Source organism: Methylophilus sp. 14 (assembly GCF_015354345.1).
GTDB lineage: Bacteria > Pseudomonadota > Gammaproteobacteria > Burkholderiales > Methylophilaceae > Methylophilus.
Genome location: NZ_JADKYS010000001.1, coordinates 779,551 through 795,963, shown reverse-complemented (window position 1 = coordinate 795,963; position 16,413 = coordinate 779,551). Strand labels below are relative to the sequence as shown.

General features: G+C 51.3%; 22 protein-coding genes. 9 read left to right on the top strand and 13 right to left on the bottom strand.

Annotated elements, in window-relative coordinates; genetic code table 11:
- The first annotated feature begins 32 nt into the window (after positions 1 to 32).
- Positions 33 to 1,190 (top strand): metallophosphoesterase, encoded by a 1,158-nt coding sequence (locus INP78_RS04055; protein WP_194740871.1) that lies wholly within the window; start codon positions 33 to 35, stop codon positions 1,188 to 1,190.
- 15 nt (positions 1,191 to 1,205) lie between these two features.
- Here INP78_RS04055 and INP78_RS04050 read toward each other — a convergent pair whose 3' ends face one another.
- Genes INP78_RS04050 through INP78_RS04025 form a run of 6 tightly spaced genes read right to left on the bottom strand, consistent with a single transcriptional unit; the run spans position 1,206 to position 6,521 of the window.
- The gene (locus INP78_RS04050) at positions 1,206 to 2,162 is read right to left on the bottom strand and encodes a vWA domain-containing protein (RefSeq protein ID WP_194740870.1); all 957 of its coding nucleotides are present in this window, start codon (positions 2,160 to 2,162) and stop codon (positions 1,206 to 1,208) included.
- Positions 2,162 to 2,698, bottom strand: a complete 537-nt coding sequence (locus INP78_RS04045) for a hypothetical protein (RefSeq protein WP_194740869.1) — start codon at positions 2,696 to 2,698, stop codon at positions 2,162 to 2,164. Before INP78_RS04045 ends, INP78_RS04050 begins: the two co-directional genes overlap by 1 nt.
- Entirely contained in the window at positions 2,698 to 3,663 is a 966-nt protein-coding gene (locus INP78_RS04040) for a VWA domain-containing protein (protein WP_194740868.1), read from the bottom strand. The genes INP78_RS04045 and INP78_RS04040 overlap by 1 nt, the downstream gene beginning before the upstream one ends.
- Positions 3,663 to 4,574: a hypothetical protein gene (locus INP78_RS04035; RefSeq protein WP_194740867.1), complete on the bottom strand. Its 912-nt coding sequence runs from the start codon at positions 4,572 to 4,574 to the stop codon at positions 3,663 to 3,665. Before INP78_RS04035 ends, INP78_RS04040 begins: the two co-directional genes overlap by 1 nt.
- Positions 4,575 to 4,617: 43 nt before the next feature.
- Entirely contained in the window at positions 4,618 to 5,478 is an 861-nt protein-coding gene (locus INP78_RS04030) for a DUF58 domain-containing protein (protein ID WP_194740866.1), read from the bottom strand.
- Positions 5,475 to 6,521, bottom strand: coding sequence for a MoxR family ATPase (locus tag INP78_RS04025; RefSeq protein ID WP_194740865.1), 1,047 nt, complete (start codon positions 6,519 to 6,521; stop codon positions 5,475 to 5,477). The genes INP78_RS04030 and INP78_RS04025 overlap by 4 nt, the downstream gene beginning before the upstream one ends.
- Positions 6,522 to 6,702: 181 nt before the next feature.
- Between INP78_RS04025 and INP78_RS04020 the strand changes: the two genes are divergently transcribed.
- Both INP78_RS04020 and INP78_RS04015 read left to right on the top strand, forming a co-directional pair.
- A complete protein-coding gene (locus tag INP78_RS04020; protein WP_368667963.1) occupies positions 6,703 to 7,476 on the top strand; it encodes a hypothetical protein in 774 nt (257 codons plus the stop codon).
- 59 nt (positions 7,477 to 7,535) lie between these two features.
- A complete protein-coding gene (locus INP78_RS04015; protein ID WP_194740864.1) occupies positions 7,536 to 8,090 on the top strand; it encodes a TetR/AcrR family transcriptional regulator in 555 nt (184 codons plus the stop codon).
- Positions 8,091 to 8,151: 61 nt separating this feature from the next.
- Here INP78_RS04015 and INP78_RS04010 read toward each other — a convergent pair whose 3' ends face one another.
- The gene (locus INP78_RS04010; protein ID WP_228522630.1) at positions 8,152 to 8,781 is read right to left on the bottom strand and encodes a TetR/AcrR family transcriptional regulator; all 630 of its coding nucleotides are present in this window, start codon (positions 8,779 to 8,781) and stop codon (positions 8,152 to 8,154) included.
- A 134-nt stretch (positions 8,782 to 8,915) separates the two neighbouring features.
- Between INP78_RS04010 and INP78_RS04005 the strand changes: the two genes are divergently transcribed.
- The 5 genes from INP78_RS04005 to INP78_RS03985 all read left to right on the top strand — a co-directional run bounded on the left by INP78_RS04005 (position 8,916) and on the right by INP78_RS03985 (position 11,881).
- Positions 8,916 to 9,659 carry an SDR family oxidoreductase gene (locus INP78_RS04005; protein ID WP_194740863.1) on the top strand — a complete coding sequence of 248 codons (744 nt, stop codon included), beginning with the start codon at positions 8,916 to 8,918 and terminating at the stop codon, positions 9,657 to 9,659.
- Complete coding sequence (locus tag INP78_RS04000; RefSeq protein ID WP_194740862.1) at positions 9,653 to 9,901, top strand: DUF2798 domain-containing protein; 249 nt, start codon at positions 9,653 to 9,655, stop codon at positions 9,899 to 9,901. Before INP78_RS04005 ends, INP78_RS04000 begins: the two co-directional genes overlap by 7 nt.
- 129 nt (positions 9,902 to 10,030) lie before the next feature.
- On the top strand, positions 10,031 to 10,366 hold the full coding sequence (locus tag INP78_RS03995) for a helix-turn-helix transcriptional regulator (protein ID WP_194740861.1): 336 nt from the start codon (positions 10,031 to 10,033) through the stop codon (positions 10,364 to 10,366).
- The gene (gene arsB / locus INP78_RS03990; protein ID WP_194740860.1) at positions 10,366 to 11,403 is read left to right on the top strand and encodes an ACR3 family arsenite efflux transporter; all 1,038 of its coding nucleotides are present in this window, start codon (positions 10,366 to 10,368) and stop codon (positions 11,401 to 11,403) included. The genes INP78_RS03995 and arsB overlap by 1 nt, the downstream gene beginning before the upstream one ends.
- Position 11,404: 1 nt before the next feature.
- Positions 11,405 to 11,881, top strand: a complete 477-nt coding sequence (locus INP78_RS03985) for an arsenate reductase ArsC (protein ID WP_194740859.1) — start codon at positions 11,405 to 11,407, stop codon at positions 11,879 to 11,881.
- 12 nt (positions 11,882 to 11,893) lie between these two features.
- Here INP78_RS03985 and infA read toward each other — a convergent pair whose 3' ends face one another.
- The 3 genes from infA to INP78_RS03970 form a co-directional block, all read right to left on the bottom strand.
- Entirely contained in the window at positions 11,894 to 12,130 is a 237-nt protein-coding gene (gene infA / locus INP78_RS03980; protein WP_018985695.1) for a translation initiation factor IF-1, read from the bottom strand.
- Between the two features lie 87 nt (positions 12,131 to 12,217).
- Entirely contained in the window at positions 12,218 to 12,424 is a 207-nt protein-coding gene (locus INP78_RS03975; RefSeq protein ID WP_018985697.1) for a cold-shock protein, read from the bottom strand.
- Positions 12,425 to 12,669: 245 nt separating this feature from the next.
- Entirely contained in the window at positions 12,670 to 13,587 is a 918-nt protein-coding gene (locus INP78_RS03970) for a LysR family transcriptional regulator (protein WP_194740858.1), read from the bottom strand.
- Positions 13,588 to 13,703: 116 nt separating this feature from the next.
- Here INP78_RS03970 and INP78_RS03965 point away from each other — a divergent pair, with 116 nt between their 5' ends.
- Positions 13,704 to 13,973, top strand: coding sequence for a DUF2798 domain-containing protein (locus tag INP78_RS03965; protein WP_194741128.1), 270 nt, complete (start codon positions 13,704 to 13,706; stop codon positions 13,971 to 13,973).
- 62 nt (positions 13,974 to 14,035) lie between these two features.
- Here INP78_RS03965 and INP78_RS03960 read toward each other — a convergent pair whose 3' ends face one another.
- The 3 genes from INP78_RS03960 to nuoN form a co-directional block, all read right to left on the bottom strand.
- Positions 14,036 to 14,569 (bottom strand): phosphatase PAP2 family protein, encoded by a 534-nt coding sequence (locus INP78_RS03960; RefSeq protein WP_194740857.1) that lies wholly within the window; start codon positions 14,567 to 14,569, stop codon positions 14,036 to 14,038.
- A 109-nt stretch (positions 14,570 to 14,678) separates the two neighbouring features.
- Positions 14,679 to 14,960: a DUF2818 family protein gene (locus tag INP78_RS03955; RefSeq protein ID WP_194740856.1), complete on the bottom strand. Its 282-nt coding sequence runs from the start codon at positions 14,958 to 14,960 to the stop codon at positions 14,679 to 14,681.
- A gap of 6 nt (positions 14,961 to 14,966) precedes the next feature.
- Positions 14,967 to 16,412: an NADH-quinone oxidoreductase subunit NuoN gene (gene nuoN, locus INP78_RS03950; RefSeq protein WP_194740855.1), complete on the bottom strand. Its 1,446-nt coding sequence runs from the start codon at positions 16,410 to 16,412 to the stop codon at positions 14,967 to 14,969.
- Position 16,413 lies beyond the last annotated feature (1 nt).

Sequence of the window (16,413 nt, the reverse complement as noted above, 5' to 3'; positions counted from 1 at the left end):
CCATCCCTGAACGCCCTCTGGACCATACACGCATGCCACCTCTCCGCTTTCTGATTGTGACCACCACCCTGGTAGGTCTTTTACACTATTACATTGGTGCCCGTTTGCTGGGACAGCTCGCCTGGCCAACCATAATGGTCTGGCTAGGCTGGGCCGGACTTATCGTCTCTGCGTTGTTGCAGCCCATAGCCTTTCTGGCACGCGGCTTCAGCAACCAGTCCTTGCGCGATGGCGTCAGCTGGGTAGCGATGACCGTCATGGGGCTATTCTCTTCCCTGCTGGTATTCACCGTATTACGCGATGTGTTCCTGCTGGTGATGGCTGGTTTGCATGCCCTCAATCTTATACAAGTCAATTTCACAGCCGTAGAACAACAATCTGCCTTACTAGCCGTCGTTGCTGCGTTTAGCATCAGTATTATTGGCTTTTTCAATGCCCGCAAACTGGCACGCGTGGTCAATGTCACCGTGCCATTGCGCGACTTACCAGACAGTTTGCATGGCTTTAAAATTGTGCAGATCAGCGATATTCATGTCGGCCCGACCATCAAACAAGGTTACCTGTCACGGATCGTGCAACAAGTGAATTCTTTAGAGGCTGACCTGGTGGCCATTACCGGCGACCTGGTCGATGGCCGCGTGCATGAGCTGGCAGAACATACGCGCCCACTGGCCACGCTGGAAGCACGTCATGGCAGTTTTTTTGTGACGGGGAACCACGAATATTATTCAGGCGCACTGGCCTGGATTAACGAGCTGGAGCGCCTAGGCGTGCGCGTATTGCTGAATGAGCATGTACAGCTCACGCACGAAGGCGCAACACTGGTGCTGGCTGGCGTCACCGACTATACCGCAGGTCATTTTTATGACGACCATCACAGCGACCCGCAGGCGGCGATTGCTGGTGCGCCTGCCGATGCGCCCAAAATATTGCTGGCGCACCAACCACGCAGTGCAGAGGCTGCCGAAGCGGCAGGCTTCGATTTACAATTATCAGGCCATACCCACGGTGGCCAGTTCTGGCCCTGGAAGTACTTTGTGCCGCTACAACAACCTTATGTGGCTGGCCTGCATCGCCTGCAAGACCTGTGGATTTATGTCAGCCGCGGCACAGGCTATTGGGGCCCACCTAACCGCTTTGGCTCGCCTTCAGAAATCACCTGCCTGACCTTGGTGCCAGCCAGCGATTAGCAGCGAACGATACACTTAGGCAGCCGCGGCCCGGCGCCGGAAGCGTAAATCCGGCAGATAGGTGGCTAAAAACAACGCTAACGCCAGCAGCAGATATATCGTGCGTAAGGGATAGTCAGTGACAAAACTGGCCGTGGCTGGCTTGGCCGTCAGTGCGCGATAAAACGCGTCGGTATCCGCACCTTTCAAATAACTGCCTTTAAATTCCTCGGCCAGCGATTTCAGGTAATCCTCCTCTAACTGCGACAGCATGCGGTCATACTCGGCATAAGCCACGGGTGGATCTGGCTCATCCTGGCTAGGATCTGCATAAGTCACGCCCACCGCACCGGCATTATTGTTGTCACTCACTGGCCAATCACCGACTTTTTTATTCGCCGAGTTATAACGTGGAATCGCCACTTTTTGCGGGCCACCGACACCAATAAAGGTAAAAAATTCGCCAATCTGCACACCACTCAAATCTTGCTTGATGGTGACATTCACGCGCGGCGCTTCATCGCCATCGGTAAAAAACAGCATTTGTGCGGGCTGGTTGAGCGCATCATACACATGGGTCGCCGCATGCACGGCAAAACTCAGGCGGCTATTGCCCTTCCAGGCCATGCGCCATTCCAGGTGATCAATACCATCGCTGATCACATCCAGGTTTTTGCACACCTCTAGCGGCGTTTGCAGCATGGCAATATTGTCCGAGGCAAAAATCCCCAAGCTGAAATAAGTGCCACAAGGCGCTTTATGCACCAATTGTTTCATTAAATGCTGGCTATAGGCCAAACGGCTCACCGCCTGCTGTTTCAGCGTTTCATCTTCAGCATTCATGCTTTGCGAAATATCGGCGACCAGCAAATAGTGTTGCACCTGTTGTCGTAGCTGGATTTCTGGCTTGATTAGCGCCAGCAGTAATAACACCAGCGCCAGCCCATATAGCACCGGCTCATAATGTTGTTTTAACCAGGCAAAGTACTTCATTATGGCAATCCTATCGGCAGGTTACTGAGTTCCATGTGTGACTGCTCTTTGCTAGCACCCTGCATACCACGCGCCATCACCGAGTGCAGCAAGGCCAGATTGAATTTGGCCGCCTTGTCGTCTGGCTGCAAACGCAGTGACTGTTCATAGGCAATCTTGGCTTGGGTAAAGGCATACCGCGCCTCATCCTGAAAGGTGCCATCTTCATTCACCGTGCGCACCAGGCCAGACAGAAACAGGTTGTTGCCGATATTAAAATGGATATGCGGCAGCTCGCTGACCGGCGGCGATAATTCAAGCGCCTGGCCATAGCTTTGTACCGCGTGCTTGTAATCACCATGCAAGCCTTGATCATAGGCGGCCGTGAATTTCTGCAACGCCGGTGAGCCGCCCTGCTTGATCACGACACCGCTTTGAATCTGCAGGTTAAGCGTGCGCAACTGATGCAACTGCCAGCCAAAATACAACACGCCACACAGGCCCAGTATGGTCAGGCCAGCCCATAACCCATTGGCATTTTTTCGATAGATAGTCATTAATACACCTTTATCTGTTTAATCAGCACCAGGCCCAGGCCCAGTATGAAAGCGATCATCATCAAGTCTTTGGCATAATCGTGGCCAGGAATCATGACACCGTACTGAATCACATTTTTCTCTTTAGCATCAATTTCGCGCAACGCGGATTCCAGCGCGGTGGCGTTATCTGCCTCAAACGCCTTGTATTTCACATTCAATGACTGGAAAAAACGGTCCAGCGCGATCGCTTCCGGCAGGTGATCATCGTCATATACGTTGTCGGTAAAAATACTGATGTCATCCGGCTCGCGCAGCACAATCCAGTACAAGTTGAGTTTTTTGCCCACCAGTTGCTTGCGAATCTGGTATTTCACACGTGGACTCAATTTCCCAGCGCCATCTGACAACAACACAATGGCGCGTGAACCAGTGCTGGCAATATTCTCGAATAGAGTTACGGCGTTAGTGATGCCTGCGCCAATATTGGTCTGGTTAAGTGCAGGCCCGGTCGCCGCCTGAATCGCAGCATGAATACCGTCGCGGTTGGTGGTGATTTTCATGCCATACAAAGCAGAGTTGGTGAAGCCCACCACGCCCATCATGTCGTCTGGCCGCGAGTCAATAAAGGCCGTAATCAGGCGCCTGGCCGCAGCAGACTTGATTTCCGCGGCATGGCCGCCAGTGGCCTGCCCGGCAAACGGATGGTCCATGCTCACGCTACGGTCAATCACGAACACACTTTGCGCGCCCTTGCCGATTTTTTGCTCCTGGTGACTCTCGCCTTGCGGCCCGGCCAAGGCCAGCACCAGGCATAGCAATACCACACTGGTCGTCGCTTTCACCAACAGATTGATGCGCTCAGAAAAGGTATCCGCAGGCACCATCTCCAACCAGGAATAGGTTTGCGCATGTCGGCTTTTGAGCAGGAAAGGCACTGCCGCTACTGGCAACAGCAGCAAAAACCACGGGTGTAAGCAATGCATCACACCCTCCGTTCACAATCGCGCAATTGGCGTGTCAGCGTTTTGCATTGCTGCAGGTACTCAGCCGCAGCAGGCAGTTGCCCGCCGTAGAGCACGGCATTCGCCTGTACAAAAAAGGCCTGTATCTGTGTTTCTAGCGACTGGAATACCGGCTGTTGCTGCACAAATGCACCTACCTGGCTGCTCAGCATCTGCTGGCCATAATGCTGGTTAAACGCATGCTGCACAATCAGCGCGGCCTGCTTCTGCCCTTCTGCCGTCGCCGGTAACCGCTTCAAGCGATGGTAGGCTTTGGCAAAGTGGCCGTTCATCATCGGCAACCAGGTCCAATCGGCATTGCGGTACAGCAATACCAGGCTGCCAATCACTGCCAGCAAGAGGCTTAACACCAGCCAGCGCTGCGTGCTGTCAGTCTCCAGCATACTGGCGTGGTATTGGGCAATCACGGTCGGTTTGGCCGGTTGCAAACGATCAGGCAACTGTGCCATCAGCCAAAAACGCCAGGCAGGTAACTCAGCCGCCGCACCGCTGTTAAAGCGGATGCGTTCCACCGGTAGCTGCAACTGGATAGGTTTACCGCTGCTGGCAAACACCTGGTAATCAAACACCAGCGTGTATATTTTTTTGTCTGCCTGCGACGCACTGCTCACTTGCCACTGACGTAACTCAATGCCATTACGCTGCAAGCCCTTGAGCGGCAAGCTGCTGTCATTGAGCTGCTCTTGTGCCGACACTGACAACGTGATGCTGCGTTGCAACACATCCCCAATCTGTATCCCTGCATATTGCGCCGGATTATGGACACTCACGACCTTGACCGCTGGTAACGATTGCGCGGGCGTGTGGGTGTCGGCCCAAGCGGGTGTTACCATCAGGCAGGTCGTCAGCCATCCTAAAAAAATCTGTTTCATCACAATACTTTCTGTCTCATGCCAATGCCTGCACCATGGCACTTTAATGAATAAGTTGCTCAAAATAATCCGATAGCACACTGGCCTCAAACCGCCCTGCCACATACAACGGCCGGATATCAAAGCGCGCAAATAGTTGGTCTAGCGCCTGCTTGCGTTGTTCGAACTGCTCGGCAAACTGGGCACGTACTGCCTGGCGGAAAAAGATGGTTTTTTGCAGCCCGGTTTCCGGGTCTTGTAAATTGCCAAAGCCAAAGCGTGGCAAACGCTCATATTCTTGCGGGTCCCATAACACCACTGGAATCACCTGGTGGCTGGACATGCCATTGAGGCCACGCTCGATCAATGCCAAGGGCATATGAAAGTCCGAAATCCAGAACACCAGGCCTTTTTGCTGGCCTAACCAGCCGGTGGCTTCGATTATGCCCTGACCATCCTTATGCGTATTGCGAAACCCGGCTAGCTGCGCAATGGTGGCAAATGACTGATGCGCGTGATGGCCGGGCGCCAGGCTTAAGTGTGGAATCACGGCGTGGTCATAGCTCACCATTCCAAACAAATCGCTGTTGTCATGCGCAGAGCAGGCGATGGACGCGGCGACCGCTTGCACAGTATCTAGCTTGCGCGCCTGGCCCTTAAACTGCATGGAGCTAGATACATCGCAAATCGCATACAAGGGTGTTGAGGCTTCCTGCTTGAATACACGCACTTGCACCTGTTCATAAGGGTCACGCAAGGTTTGCCGCAAATCCACGCGCCGAGCATCCGGGTAATCTACTAATGACACATGCTTGCTGAACTCATCGCCCGGGCCACGCTGTATGCCTAAATGCTCACCGGCATGCACGCTGGCTGAACGCCACGGCACCTGGTAAAAAAACGGCTGTGCGTTGGCTGGAATCATGCTGCTTTGGCCCGTGCCGGGACACTGACAGTGGCCAGAATCTGATTTGTCAGCTCACGTGAAAGCTGGGTACGGCGGCTTTCAAACATCGGGTTCAATACCAGGCGGTGGGCGATAATCTCGTGGAACACGGCATGAATATCTTCCGGGTACAAGCTGTCGCGCTCCATCAGCCAGGCGTGTACACGCGCTGCTTTTAGCAACATGCCCATACCGCGTGGGCTGGCACCGGTGTGAATCAGGCGGCTGACATCCACGCTATCGAGCTGGATGCCGAAGGCGGCGGGCGACTGGGTGGCTTGCCACAAGTCCAGTGCATAATCTTCCAGCACATCGCTGGCGCGAATATGGCTTTGCAATACATCAGAAAACGCATTCAACTGGTCATAGGCCAAAACACCCCCTTGCACTTGCTGCGTCAGGCGCTCGGCATGTTGGAACTTGACGTCAAACATCAACGCCTTGCGCAAGTCGCGGTCCTCAGGAATCTCAATCGGGATTTCCATCATAAAGCGGTCACGTGCCGCAGAAGGAATTTCAAAGGTTTCGTTTTTCTCCACCTGGTTGCGGTCGGCAAACACCAGCATGTGCGGCAAACGGTATTCTTTTTTAAACGCATGTACATGACGCTCTGCCATCACTCGCAACATCAAGGCGTGCACTTGCGGTCGGGCACGGTTGATCTCATTAAAGAAAAACACCGATAACTGCTCGCCTGCGCGCAATAACGGCCCTTCTTCTACTTTCGGGCGGCCATCTTCGCCTAAAAAAGTATGGTAAATCAGGTCATTCGGCATTAAATCCACCGTGCCCTCAATACGCTCATAGGCGCCACCCAGGCCGCGGGCAATCGATTGCAGCAAGGTGGTTTTACCCACACCCACACCGCCTTCGAGCAACACATGGCCGCGGGCAAAAATGGCAATATTGATGGCGCGGATGGCCTTATCCTGGCCAACAACGACTTTTTTCACTTCGTTCTCAAGCGTCAGCGCATGATCGCGCCAATCCGCCAATTGTGTTGCGATGGAAACAGATGTCATGGGTATCCCTTGTTTACAAATTCAGCCGGCGCTATGATGCCAAAGTAGCGTCTGGAAAACAGTGTCCGTCACTGGTTGCATTTTAAGTTTAGTCACGTTAATATGCAGACAGGTCTGTTCACTTTTTTCTAGTCTACTGCAGCCATCGAAAAAAAAGCAAGCGGATTTTTTAGGGGTTATAGTGAATTTATTAGCGATCGTGAATCAGACCAGACAGCGATACGGGCGGGTGTGCACAGCGTATGCCACGCACGGCTTGTGGTCGCTCGGCTTAAAGCAATGGGGCAGGCATGCACCGTTTTACCGGCTGCGTGATGCACTGACAGACTGGAACCGGCAACGCCTGGCGCAAGGGCAAGCAGCCCATGCGCTCAGTGTGCAAGATATTGCCACTATCCGCCAGATGATAGACCAGGCACAGCAGCAATCGCTAGCGGCATTGTCACCTACCCTGCTCGACCAATGGTTTTTCCTGGCGGTGGGTGCCATACAGGTGCAATCACAAACCGGCAGCCCGCAGGCCTGGCATTTATTCGACCAGTCTGTGCACAGCCAATTGACGCAGCCAGCGTTTTATCGCTCACTGTCGTTTGGCTTGTTAGTGAGTTTATGTGTGGTTTGGATGGCGTTCGCGCCACTCAAGCAAAAACAGATACAACCAACTTTGTCACCGCTGGAAACAGCGGCTGATCAGGTAGCAGGCGGCACAGTGGATCCGGTCACAATGAGCTTGCTCAATCTGGCCTACCAAAAAATGCAGAATGGCAGCTGTCAGTTGCCGCAAGCCGCCATGCTGCCAGAAGGACAACGGCAGGCTTTTATCTTGTTTGTGACAGAAGGTAGGGTCGATGCTGACCAGGTAGAACACTTGCGGCAAGCGCTGGGATACGTCAGTTGCTTGTATCCGCAAGAACTGATGCGGCCGCAAGGGCGTGATCGTTTACCAAGAGAATAAGCGCGAAAGCACAAGCGAAAAATCGGGAACCCAGAAAGTCGGGATTAAAGGATTAAGTGATGAACATGCGAGAAAAAATACTGAATATCGCCAGCAGCCTGTTTGATAGCAGAGGGATACAGGCCTCGGGCGTTGATACCATCATACTGGAAGCAGGCGTGGCAAAAGCGACCCTGTACAAACACTTCCCCAGCAAAAACCAGCTGATTACGGCCTATTTGCGCGACAAATCAGATAAGTTTTATAACTGGCTCAATACGCAACTGGCGTCTAAAAAAGCGGAATCCCTAGAGTTATTGCTACTGTTGTGCGAACTCATGGAGCAATGGATTAGCCAGCCGGAATTCCGTGGCCTGCCTTTTCATATCGCGGCGGTGGAGTTCCCGGAAACCGAGCATCCGATTAACCAGTACTCAGTGGTGCTCTCAGCGGAATTGCAAGGTTACCTGTGCAAGATCGCCCGCCATGCCGGTGCCAAAGACCCGGAAGCCCTGGGTCAGCAATTAACCATCCTGTTTGAAGGGGCTGCGCTGGTTGAGCGTCTGGCGCCTAACAGCGGTGCAGCCACACGCGCCAAACTGGCGGCCATCACGCTGGTACGTAACGCGGTGTAATCACAACGGCGGCGGCCTGTCACCAGATGGCAGTCCGCCGTTCACACTTCCGCCGCTGACCTTAAGACACTGTTGTATAAGCCTGTGAAATTAACTGTGTGGTCATGGCGGCTACATTAAACAGCTCAGCCTGTGTCGCACCACCAGCCGCCTGCACGGCCATGCCCTGATGCACTGTCATCACCAACTTGGCCAGTATCACCGGATCGGCCGTCACCACTAAATCCCGTTCACTCACCGCACGCGCAAAACGCTGTGCCAGTTGCCCTTCAAGCGTCTGGCGATACCCGCCTAATAATGTCTTGATTTCAGCCGACTCGGCACTGCACGCCAACGCCCCCTGCGTCACCAGGCAACCGACAGGATGTGACGGATCGGTGAGCATCTGCGCCGCCTGCGATAACATTAACTGCACCACAGCCACGGCGGTCGGTTGCGCCAGCGCAGTCGCCAGGAAACTCGCAGGTCCTTGTACATAAAGCTCAACCGCCTTTTTAAATAAAGCCTCTTTGCTGCCATAGGCCGCGTAAATGCTGGCTTTGTTCATATCCATCGCCGCCATCAATGTGCTCATAGAAGTACCTTCATAACCATGTTGCCAAAAGGCATGCATGGCATTTTGCAAGGCGGTATCGTAGTCAAAAGCCACTGGCCTGCCGCGCTTTTTCAGTAGTGTTTCTACAGTCATCATCATTCACCTGTGTGATTTTTTAATTATTATACCATTTGGTAAAAAAATATATTGACAATTTTATCACGCATGATTTAGTATTTATTTACCGATTGGTATTTAATAAATAAAGCATCACTGACAAGGAGTTAAACATGAGTGTTTCACAACAACGTATTGCATTGATTACAGGCGGCAACCGTGGCATTGGCTTTGAAACAGCCAAAAAACTGGGAGAACAAGGCATTAAAGTCATCATTGGGGCCAGAGACGCACACAAAGGTGAACAGGCCGTCGCCGAACTGAAAGCGCTGGGAGTAGACGCAGAATACCTGCACTACGACGCAGCACAGGCCAATGCGCCACAAGCCGTCGCCGCAGCATTGGAAGCAAGATTCGGCAAACTGGATATCCTGGTCAACAATGCAGGCATCCTGAAAGAAGAACTGATCGGCCAGAACAACACCTTAACTGTGGATCAGGACACACTGAAAACAACCTTCGAAGCAAACTTTTTTGCGGTGGTCGCGCTGACCCAGGCATTGATACCCTTACTACAACGCTCTCCTGCTGCACGTATTGTGAACCTGTCCAGTATCCTGGGCTCACAAACCTTGCACAGCGCCCCCAACTCACCGATTGAAGTCGCCAAAGGCTTGGCTTATAACGCCTCTAAATCTGCCTTGAATATGTTTACCATCCACCTGGCACACGCTTTAAAAGACAGCCATATCAAGGTCAACTCAGCGCATCCTGGCTGGGTGAAAACAGACCTGGGCGGCCCTAATGCGCCTATGGAAATCAGCGACAGCTGGAAAACCTCCGTCAGACTGGCGACACTGGATGAAGAAGGTCCTACAGGTGCTTATTTCCACGAAGACCAGCCATTGCCATGGTAAACAGCGCTGACAAACGCGTGGCGTTAAAACGCAAGCTGGTATTTGCACTGCTGATGTCACTGGTCACGGTCAATATTGTGACACTGTCGATTCTGCTGATTAATCATGTGCCGACAGCCATATTGATGGAGAAATGGTTAACCAGTATCAGCGTCGCCTGGCCGATTGTGTTCATCAGCATCCTGCTGATTGCGCCATCATTATTACGATTAACGGAATGGCTGATCAAAGATAAATCTTAAACAAGCCATTTCTACCGCATCAGAAAAGCGCTGCCCTGGCAGCGCTTTTCCATTACCCCCCTTCTGATTAAACAGTCAGCATTGCTTCCCGCGCTTGATATATTTCTATATTTATGGAAATATAGTTATATGAACACAAAACAAGCCGTGACATTACTGTCTGCCATCGCCCAGGAAGCCCGATTGGATATTTTCAGATGCTTGGTGCAAGCGGGACCGGCAGGACTATCTGCGGGCGTCATTTCGCAAACGCTCAATATCCCCAATAGCACCCTGTCATTCCACTTGAAAGAACTGAGCCATGCCGGCATGGTCAGTGCGAAACAAGAAAGCCGCTTTATTTACTACTCGGCTAATTACCAAAGCATGAATGCATTATTAACCTACCTCACCGACAACTGCTGCGCAGGCCAGGCGGCATGCTGCCCTGACGTGCAGTGCCAGCCAATGAAAGAAAACGAGTGATGACAACAACCCCAAGCATTAACCGTTTTGAACGCCACCTCACCTGGTGGGTCATGGGCTGCATCATCGTTGGCATTCTGCTTGGCAAAACAGCCCCTGCATTTTTTCACACGATAGGCGAAGCCAAACTGGCCGAGGTCAACCTGCCAGTCGCTGCACTGATCTGGCTGATGATTATTCCCATGCTGATTAAGGTCGACTTCAGCGCCATGCGGACGGTGTTTGGGCATGCCAGAGGCATTGCAGTCACGCTAGCGATTAACTGGCTAGTGAAACCATTCACCATGGCATTTTTGGCCTGGCTGTTTATTCGGCAACTATTCGCCCACTGGCTACCGACTGAGCAAATCGATAGTTATATTGCTGGGTTGATAATACTCGCTGCGGCTCCCTGTACCGCCATGGTATTTGTCTGGAGCAATCTGTGTCACGGCGAACCCAGGTTCACGCTCTCACAAGTCGCCATCAACGACACCATCATGCTGTTTGCCTTTGCGCCCATCGTGGCTTTATTGCTTGGCCTGTCCAGCATCATCGTCCCCTGGCAAACACTACTGACTTCTGTCGCACTGTTTATCGTTGTGCCCGTCATATTGAGCCAATGGTTGCGGCGGTGGCTACTGTCAAAAGGCCAGGCGGTATTTGATACGGCACAAAAACGCATACAACCGTTTTCAATGGCGGCACTATTACTGACTCTGGTGTTACTGTTTGCTTTTCAAGGACAGCAGATTCTGGCTCAACCACTGATCATCGCGCTGCTCGCCGTGCCGATTTTGATTCAGGTTTACTTGAATGCCCTGCTGGCTTACTGGTTAAACAAACAATTGAAAGTCGCGCATTGCGTGGCTGGACCTTCGGCACTCATAGGGGCCTCAAACTTTTTTGAACTGGCTGTCGCGACGGCCATTGCCTTGTTTGGCTTTGACTCAGGTGCGGCCCTAGCGACAGTGGTGGGCGTATTGATTGAAGTTCCCGTCATGCTGTCTATCGTCGCCATCGTCAACCGCTCTAAACATTGGTATGAAAGCATTTAATATGAACATCTTGTTTTTATGTACTGGCAACTCTTGCCGATCGATTATTGCTGAGGCGACCTTTAATCACCTGGCACCAACCGGCATGCGCGCCATGAGCGCAGGGAGTCAACCAACGGGTGAGGTGCATCCGCGCTCAATCGCTTTATTGAAAAGCAAGGGAATTGCTACTGAGGGTTACTACAGTAAGTCATGGAACAACCTGCCAATGACACCAGACATTGTGATTACAGTGTGCAGCAATGCGGCAGGAGAAACCTGTCCAGCCTATCTAGGCAATGTGATGCGCGCGCACTGGGGCGTTGAAGACCCCGCCAAAGCCACCGGCAGTGACGTGCAAATACAAGACAGCTTTGAACAGGCTTATCGCCTACTCAGAGCGCGTATAGAGGCTTTTTTGCAGTTGGATCCGTCGATATTGAATGACCGCAAGGCTTTGCAAACCAGGTTGCAAGCCATAGGTCAGAGTGAGTTTTGAGACTCTGGGGCGTTAGAACGGCTTGCGCGGCTCTAAATGACGGAAAATAATACGGCCTTTGTCCATGTCATAAGGGGACATTTCGATAGTGATTTTATCGCCAGCCAAAATGCGGATTTTGTGTTTACGCATTTTACCGCCAGTGTAAGCGATTAACTCATGACCATTGTCCAGTTTCACACGATAGCGTGCATCTGGCAGGATCTCGGTCACTGCACCTTGCATTTCAATTAACTCTTCTTTTGCCATTAAGCATCCTTTTAACAATAAAAAAGCCCGGGGACTCCGGGCTTTTTCCGGTGAGTCACTAGAGCAACTCAGCGGACAGGCTTTGAATTATTCAATGATTTGAATATTTGCAGCTTGTTTGCCTTTAGGGCCAGTTGCTACTTCAAAGCTCACGCGTTGGTTTTCTTTCAAAGTTTTGAAGCCAGCAGATTGAATTGCAGAGAAATGCGCAAACAAATCTTCGCCGCCGTTGTCCGGAGTGATGAAACCAAAACCTTTAGAGTCGTTAAACCATTTAACAGAACCTGTCACCATAATAAATCCTTGGATAAAATATAAAAAAGCGGGTAAATACCCTTAAAAACGAGGATCAAGATGGCGAGAAGTAACGATAGAACCAAAAGATAGAACCGGAGAACAACAACACTACTTGAACTTCGTGAGGGTGTACTATGCACGCAATATTGAATATTAGCAACAAGTATTTTAATAAAAATAAGCAATTCAGACTGTGCGTTGCTGATAAGAGACAAAAACTGTGTTAATGCGCTGTGCAGTGCTTACCAGGTATCCGGCATCGCTTTGACCAGATAATCCATAAACGCCCGCACCTTGTTGGTCATGGCATGCTGATCACGGTAACAGGCATAAAAGGATAGAGGGATGGACTGCACCGAGTCATGCTGCGTCGCATCAGGTTGAAACAAGGCCACTAAACTCCCCTGCCGAATGTCCTCATTGGCCACAAAAGCTGCCAGGCGTGCGATCCCCGCCCCTTCAACCGCCAGGCGACGTAGCGAATCGATATCGTTACAAATAATACTGGGATTGATTTCAGGCTCATAGTGCATACCCTGCCGATCAAACACCCAACTCAATAGCCGCCCATCCACCGGCACGCGAAACAGCAGGCAATCATGCTGAGTGAGCGCCTCAGGACTGCCCGGAGTGCCTTTTCTTTGAAGGTACGAGGGTGAAGCACAATACAATACCGGCACGCTGGCAATCTTGCGCGCGACCAGCCCAGGCTCCAACTGCTGATTAAAACGGATACTGATATCAATGTCTTCGGTCACATGATCAAGGCTATGGTCAGATAAGACGAGCTCGATAGAGACTTTAGGAAACTGGTGGGTAAAGGTAGGGATTAAAGGCATCAGCACATGGCGGCCAAAAGCGACCGAGGAACCGATTCTTAAGCGACCTTGTGGTTGGCCATGAAACTCGGTGATGACCGCTTGCGCCCGGCTGAGCGCGGCAATCACTGGCTGTACTTCAGCATAATAAAGCTCCCCGCTTTCTGTCATCGACAACTTGCGTGTGGTGCGCACCAGCAAACGTGCGCCTAACGACTTTTCTAACCGCTGAATATTCTGGCTGGCAGCAGCAGCTGTGATGCCCTGTAATCTGGCACCAGCGGCAATACTGCCCGCCTGCACGGCTTTGACAAAGCTTTCTATGCTTCTTAAGGTGTCCATTTACTATCGAATTAATAATATGATTCGATAGTTTATCTTTATATTGATTCAATATTCAAGCGGCTACTCACCACAAACATATCGCTCTATAGTGACAGCACTGACTGGAGAGCATGATGACGCAAACAAAAAACGGTTTCCGCAAAACGATCTTTCGTAAGATCCCTAAAAGATTTACGCCTTATGTATTTGCCTTTTTCATGGCAGGCATCATGGCATTTTTAATGTCTATGGTCATTGTCGCCGCCAATAGCGGTATACAAACAGGCTATGTGTTACACGTATTGCATGCTTATGCGCTGGCAATGCCGGTAGCGTTTTGTTGTGTATTGGTTGTGAGGCCGATTGTGATGCATCTGGTGGCAAGACTGGTCGATGTTCAATAATTGACCACATAAAACAAAAAACGGATGCCCAGGCATCCGTTTTTATTTATTCAGAATCTAGCTTAAAACAGTGGTGCGTAGGAGGCAACAATCAAGTATCCGATAGCCGCGCCAGCCAGCACATCGCTAGGATAATGCAGGCCCAGTACCACGCGCGACATCCCCACCAATACGACAAACGGATACACAATAGGAAATAATTGTGGGTAATAATGCACGGCAACCATACCGAAAGCCACCGCATGCAGGGTATGACCAGAGGGGAAACTAAAGTAATCCAGCGGCGTGCCACTTAACAACACATCCTGGCGGACTTGGAACGGTCTTGGGCGGCTGGTGCGATGTTTGAGCCATTTATAGGCCAGGGTACCCGTGAGTCCTGCGGTCAGCATATGCAGGCAGACGTAGAGTCCGTGCTGGCCTTGAGTCACTGCGATGACCAGCATCAGCAGGTACCAGAACATGCCATCACCCATGCGTGAAATGGCGCGGAACACGTTGCGAATAAGACGATATTGCCCGGTATGGCTGACTTTGACACACAACCGGCTGTCTACCGACTGCACCCATCCCAGGGTTTGTTGTAGTTTCAGCATCTCAAGTCCTTTCCGGGGCTCACCCCGACTATGCTTCTTGGGTAAGCATAGTCTGACTGCGATGCTTGAAACTATCGTGAAGAATTGATGAAATTAATGTGACGTGCGATTATTTCCACAACACGCGATAAACAAAGCCCGGGAAAGATAACACTAGGAACACGCACAGCGTCACGCTGTAGAACTCCCAGCCTTGTGGCCAGACCTGCCCCATGACAAAACGCTCAACCAGATAGGCAATCACCAGCGTGATGAAATAAGCCGGCACCAGCACGGCAAAGCGCTGCCACAATTGGCTTATTGTGCCCGCCAAGCCCAGCCATTTATCGGACACCCAACCCAGGTTGGCCATAAACAGCATGAGCAGTAAAAAAATAAGTTTTGCGGCCATAGAGAATTATTGCAGACTGATTAACAAACTGTGGCCACAGACACCCAGCAGCACTTCGGGGAACAAACCGAGCCCAAGCAATGCCAGCGAATGTACACTGAGAATAAAGCGCATATCAACGGGAGCCGTGAGTGGCGTATGATCCTCTGGTGCATCAAAATACATTTTGCGCACAATATTGAGGTAGTAAAACGCACCGATGGTTGCCATCAATACCGCTAGCACCACTTGCCAGGTAAACCCAGCCTGCCAGGCGGCTTGCAGCACGGTAAACTTGGCATAAAAACCAACGGTAGGCGGAATACCTGCCATGCTGAACATGATGATCAGCATGAGGAAAGCAAACCACGGATGGCGCTGATTGAGGCCTTTGAGGTCATTGATTTCTTCGGCCTCAAAACCTTGACGGCTCAACAACAGAATAATGCCAAAACCGGCGATCGACATCAGCACATACGTGCTGATGTAAAAGAAGCTGGAGGCAAAGCCGTTGGCATTGGCGCTCATCATGCCGAACATGATGAAACCCACATGCGAGATGGTGGAGTATGCCAGCATACGCTTGAGGTTGGTTTGTACAATCGCGCTGAAGTTACCGATGATAATAGAGAGCACCGCCATCAGCACCAGCATGTCCTGCCAGTCCATCGCCAGCGGGTGCAAGCCCTGTACCAGCAAGCGTACCGTCATGGCATAAGCGGCGAGTTTAGGCACTGAGCCAATCAGCAAAGTCATCGGCGTTGGTGAGCCTTGATACACATCCGGCACCCACATCTGGAATGGCACTGCGCCAAATTTAAACGCCAGCCCTGCCACCACAAACACCAGCCCCAGTATCAGCACCGGACTTTTTGGTTGCTGTGCAATGCTGTTGGCAATATCGCTTACATCCAGGCTACCCGTCATGCCGTACAGCATGCTCATGCCATACAGCAACATACCTGACGCCAATGCACCCAGTACAAAGTACTTCATGGCAGACTCTGATGCCTTAGGATTATCACGGTCAAACGCCACCAGTGAATACAGGCACAGGGATAACAACTCTAAGCCGATGTAGATTGTCAGCATATTATGGCCGGACACCATAATCATCATGCCCAACAGGCCGAACAACACCATGGCATAAAACTCACCACGATACAGGTTGCGGTCTTGCAGGTATTTACGGGTATAGACCAGGATCAGCGACGTGCCTAGATACATCATGAGTTTGATGACATCAGACAAGGTGTCGTCGATAAACATTTGCGAGAAGGCAAAGCCAACGGCAGGTGTATGTGTTTTAAAGGTAAAGAACGCGGCAGCAAACAGGGTGAACTGGCTCAGGCCATAAATCATGAAACGATTTTGTGGCAGGATGAATAAATCCAGCAACAAAATAAACATAGCCATACCCAACACCACCAGTTCCGGCAACAGGGCGAGCAAATCGAATTGCATATTATCCATT

Excerpts from the sequence above, each read along its gene's own strand:
- INP78_RS04055 (WP_194740871.1), top strand. The coding sequence starts at position 33 with ATGCCACCTCTCCGCTTTCTGATTGTGACCACCACCCTGGTAGGTCTT.
- INP78_RS04050 (WP_194740870.1), bottom strand. The coding sequence starts at position 2,162 with ATGAAGTACTTTGCCTGGTTAAAACAACATTATGAGCCGGTGCTATAT.
- INP78_RS04045 (WP_194740869.1), bottom strand. The coding sequence starts at position 2,698 with ATGACTATCTATCGAAAAAATGCCAATGGGTTATGGGCTGGCCTGACC.
- INP78_RS04040 (WP_194740868.1), bottom strand. The coding sequence starts at position 3,663 with ATGCATTGCTTACACCCGTGGTTTTTGCTGCTGTTGCCAGTAGCGGCA.
- INP78_RS04035 (WP_194740867.1), bottom strand. The coding sequence starts at position 4,574 with ATGAAACAGATTTTTTTAGGATGGCTGACGACCTGCCTGATGGTAACA.
- INP78_RS04030 (WP_194740866.1), bottom strand. The coding sequence starts at position 5,478 with ATGATTCCAGCCAACGCACAGCCGTTTTTTTACCAGGTGCCGTGGCGT.
- INP78_RS04025 (WP_194740865.1), bottom strand. The coding sequence starts at position 6,521 with ATGACATCTGTTTCCATCGCAACACAATTGGCGGATTGGCGCGATCAT.
- INP78_RS04015 (WP_194740864.1), top strand. The coding sequence starts at position 7,536 with ATGAACATGCGAGAAAAAATACTGAATATCGCCAGCAGCCTGTTTGAT.
- INP78_RS04010 (WP_228522630.1), bottom strand. The coding sequence starts at position 8,781 with ATGATGACTGTAGAAACACTACTGAAAAAGCGCGGCAGGCCAGTGGCT.
- INP78_RS04005 (WP_194740863.1), top strand. The coding sequence starts at position 8,916 with ATGAGTGTTTCACAACAACGTATTGCATTGATTACAGGCGGCAACCGT.
- INP78_RS04000 (WP_194740862.1), top strand. The coding sequence starts at position 9,653 with ATGGTAAACAGCGCTGACAAACGCGTGGCGTTAAAACGCAAGCTGGTA.
- INP78_RS03995 (WP_194740861.1), top strand. The coding sequence starts at position 10,031 with ATGAACACAAAACAAGCCGTGACATTACTGTCTGCCATCGCCCAGGAA.
- arsB (WP_194740860.1), top strand. The coding sequence starts at position 10,366 with ATGACAACAACCCCAAGCATTAACCGTTTTGAACGCCACCTCACCTGG.
- INP78_RS03985 (WP_194740859.1), top strand. The coding sequence starts at position 11,405 with ATGAACATCTTGTTTTTATGTACTGGCAACTCTTGCCGATCGATTATT.
- infA (WP_018985695.1), bottom strand. The coding sequence starts at position 12,130 with ATGGCAAAAGAAGAGTTAATTGAAATGCAAGGTGCAGTGACCGAGATC.
- INP78_RS03975 (WP_018985697.1), bottom strand. The coding sequence starts at position 12,424 with ATGGTGACAGGTTCTGTTAAATGGTTTAACGACTCTAAAGGTTTTGGT.
- INP78_RS03970 (WP_194740858.1), bottom strand. The coding sequence starts at position 13,587 with ATGGACACCTTAAGAAGCATAGAAAGCTTTGTCAAAGCCGTGCAGGCG.
- INP78_RS03965 (WP_194741128.1), top strand. The coding sequence starts at position 13,704 with ATGACGCAAACAAAAAACGGTTTCCGCAAAACGATCTTTCGTAAGATC.
- INP78_RS03960 (WP_194740857.1), bottom strand. The coding sequence starts at position 14,569 with ATGCTGAAACTACAACAAACCCTGGGATGGGTGCAGTCGGTAGACAGC.
- INP78_RS03955 (WP_194740856.1), bottom strand. The coding sequence starts at position 14,960 with ATGGCCGCAAAACTTATTTTTTTACTGCTCATGCTGTTTATGGCCAAC.
- nuoN (WP_194740855.1), bottom strand. The coding sequence starts at position 16,412 with ATGGATAATATGCAATTCGATTTGCTCGCCCTGTTGCCGGAACTGGTG.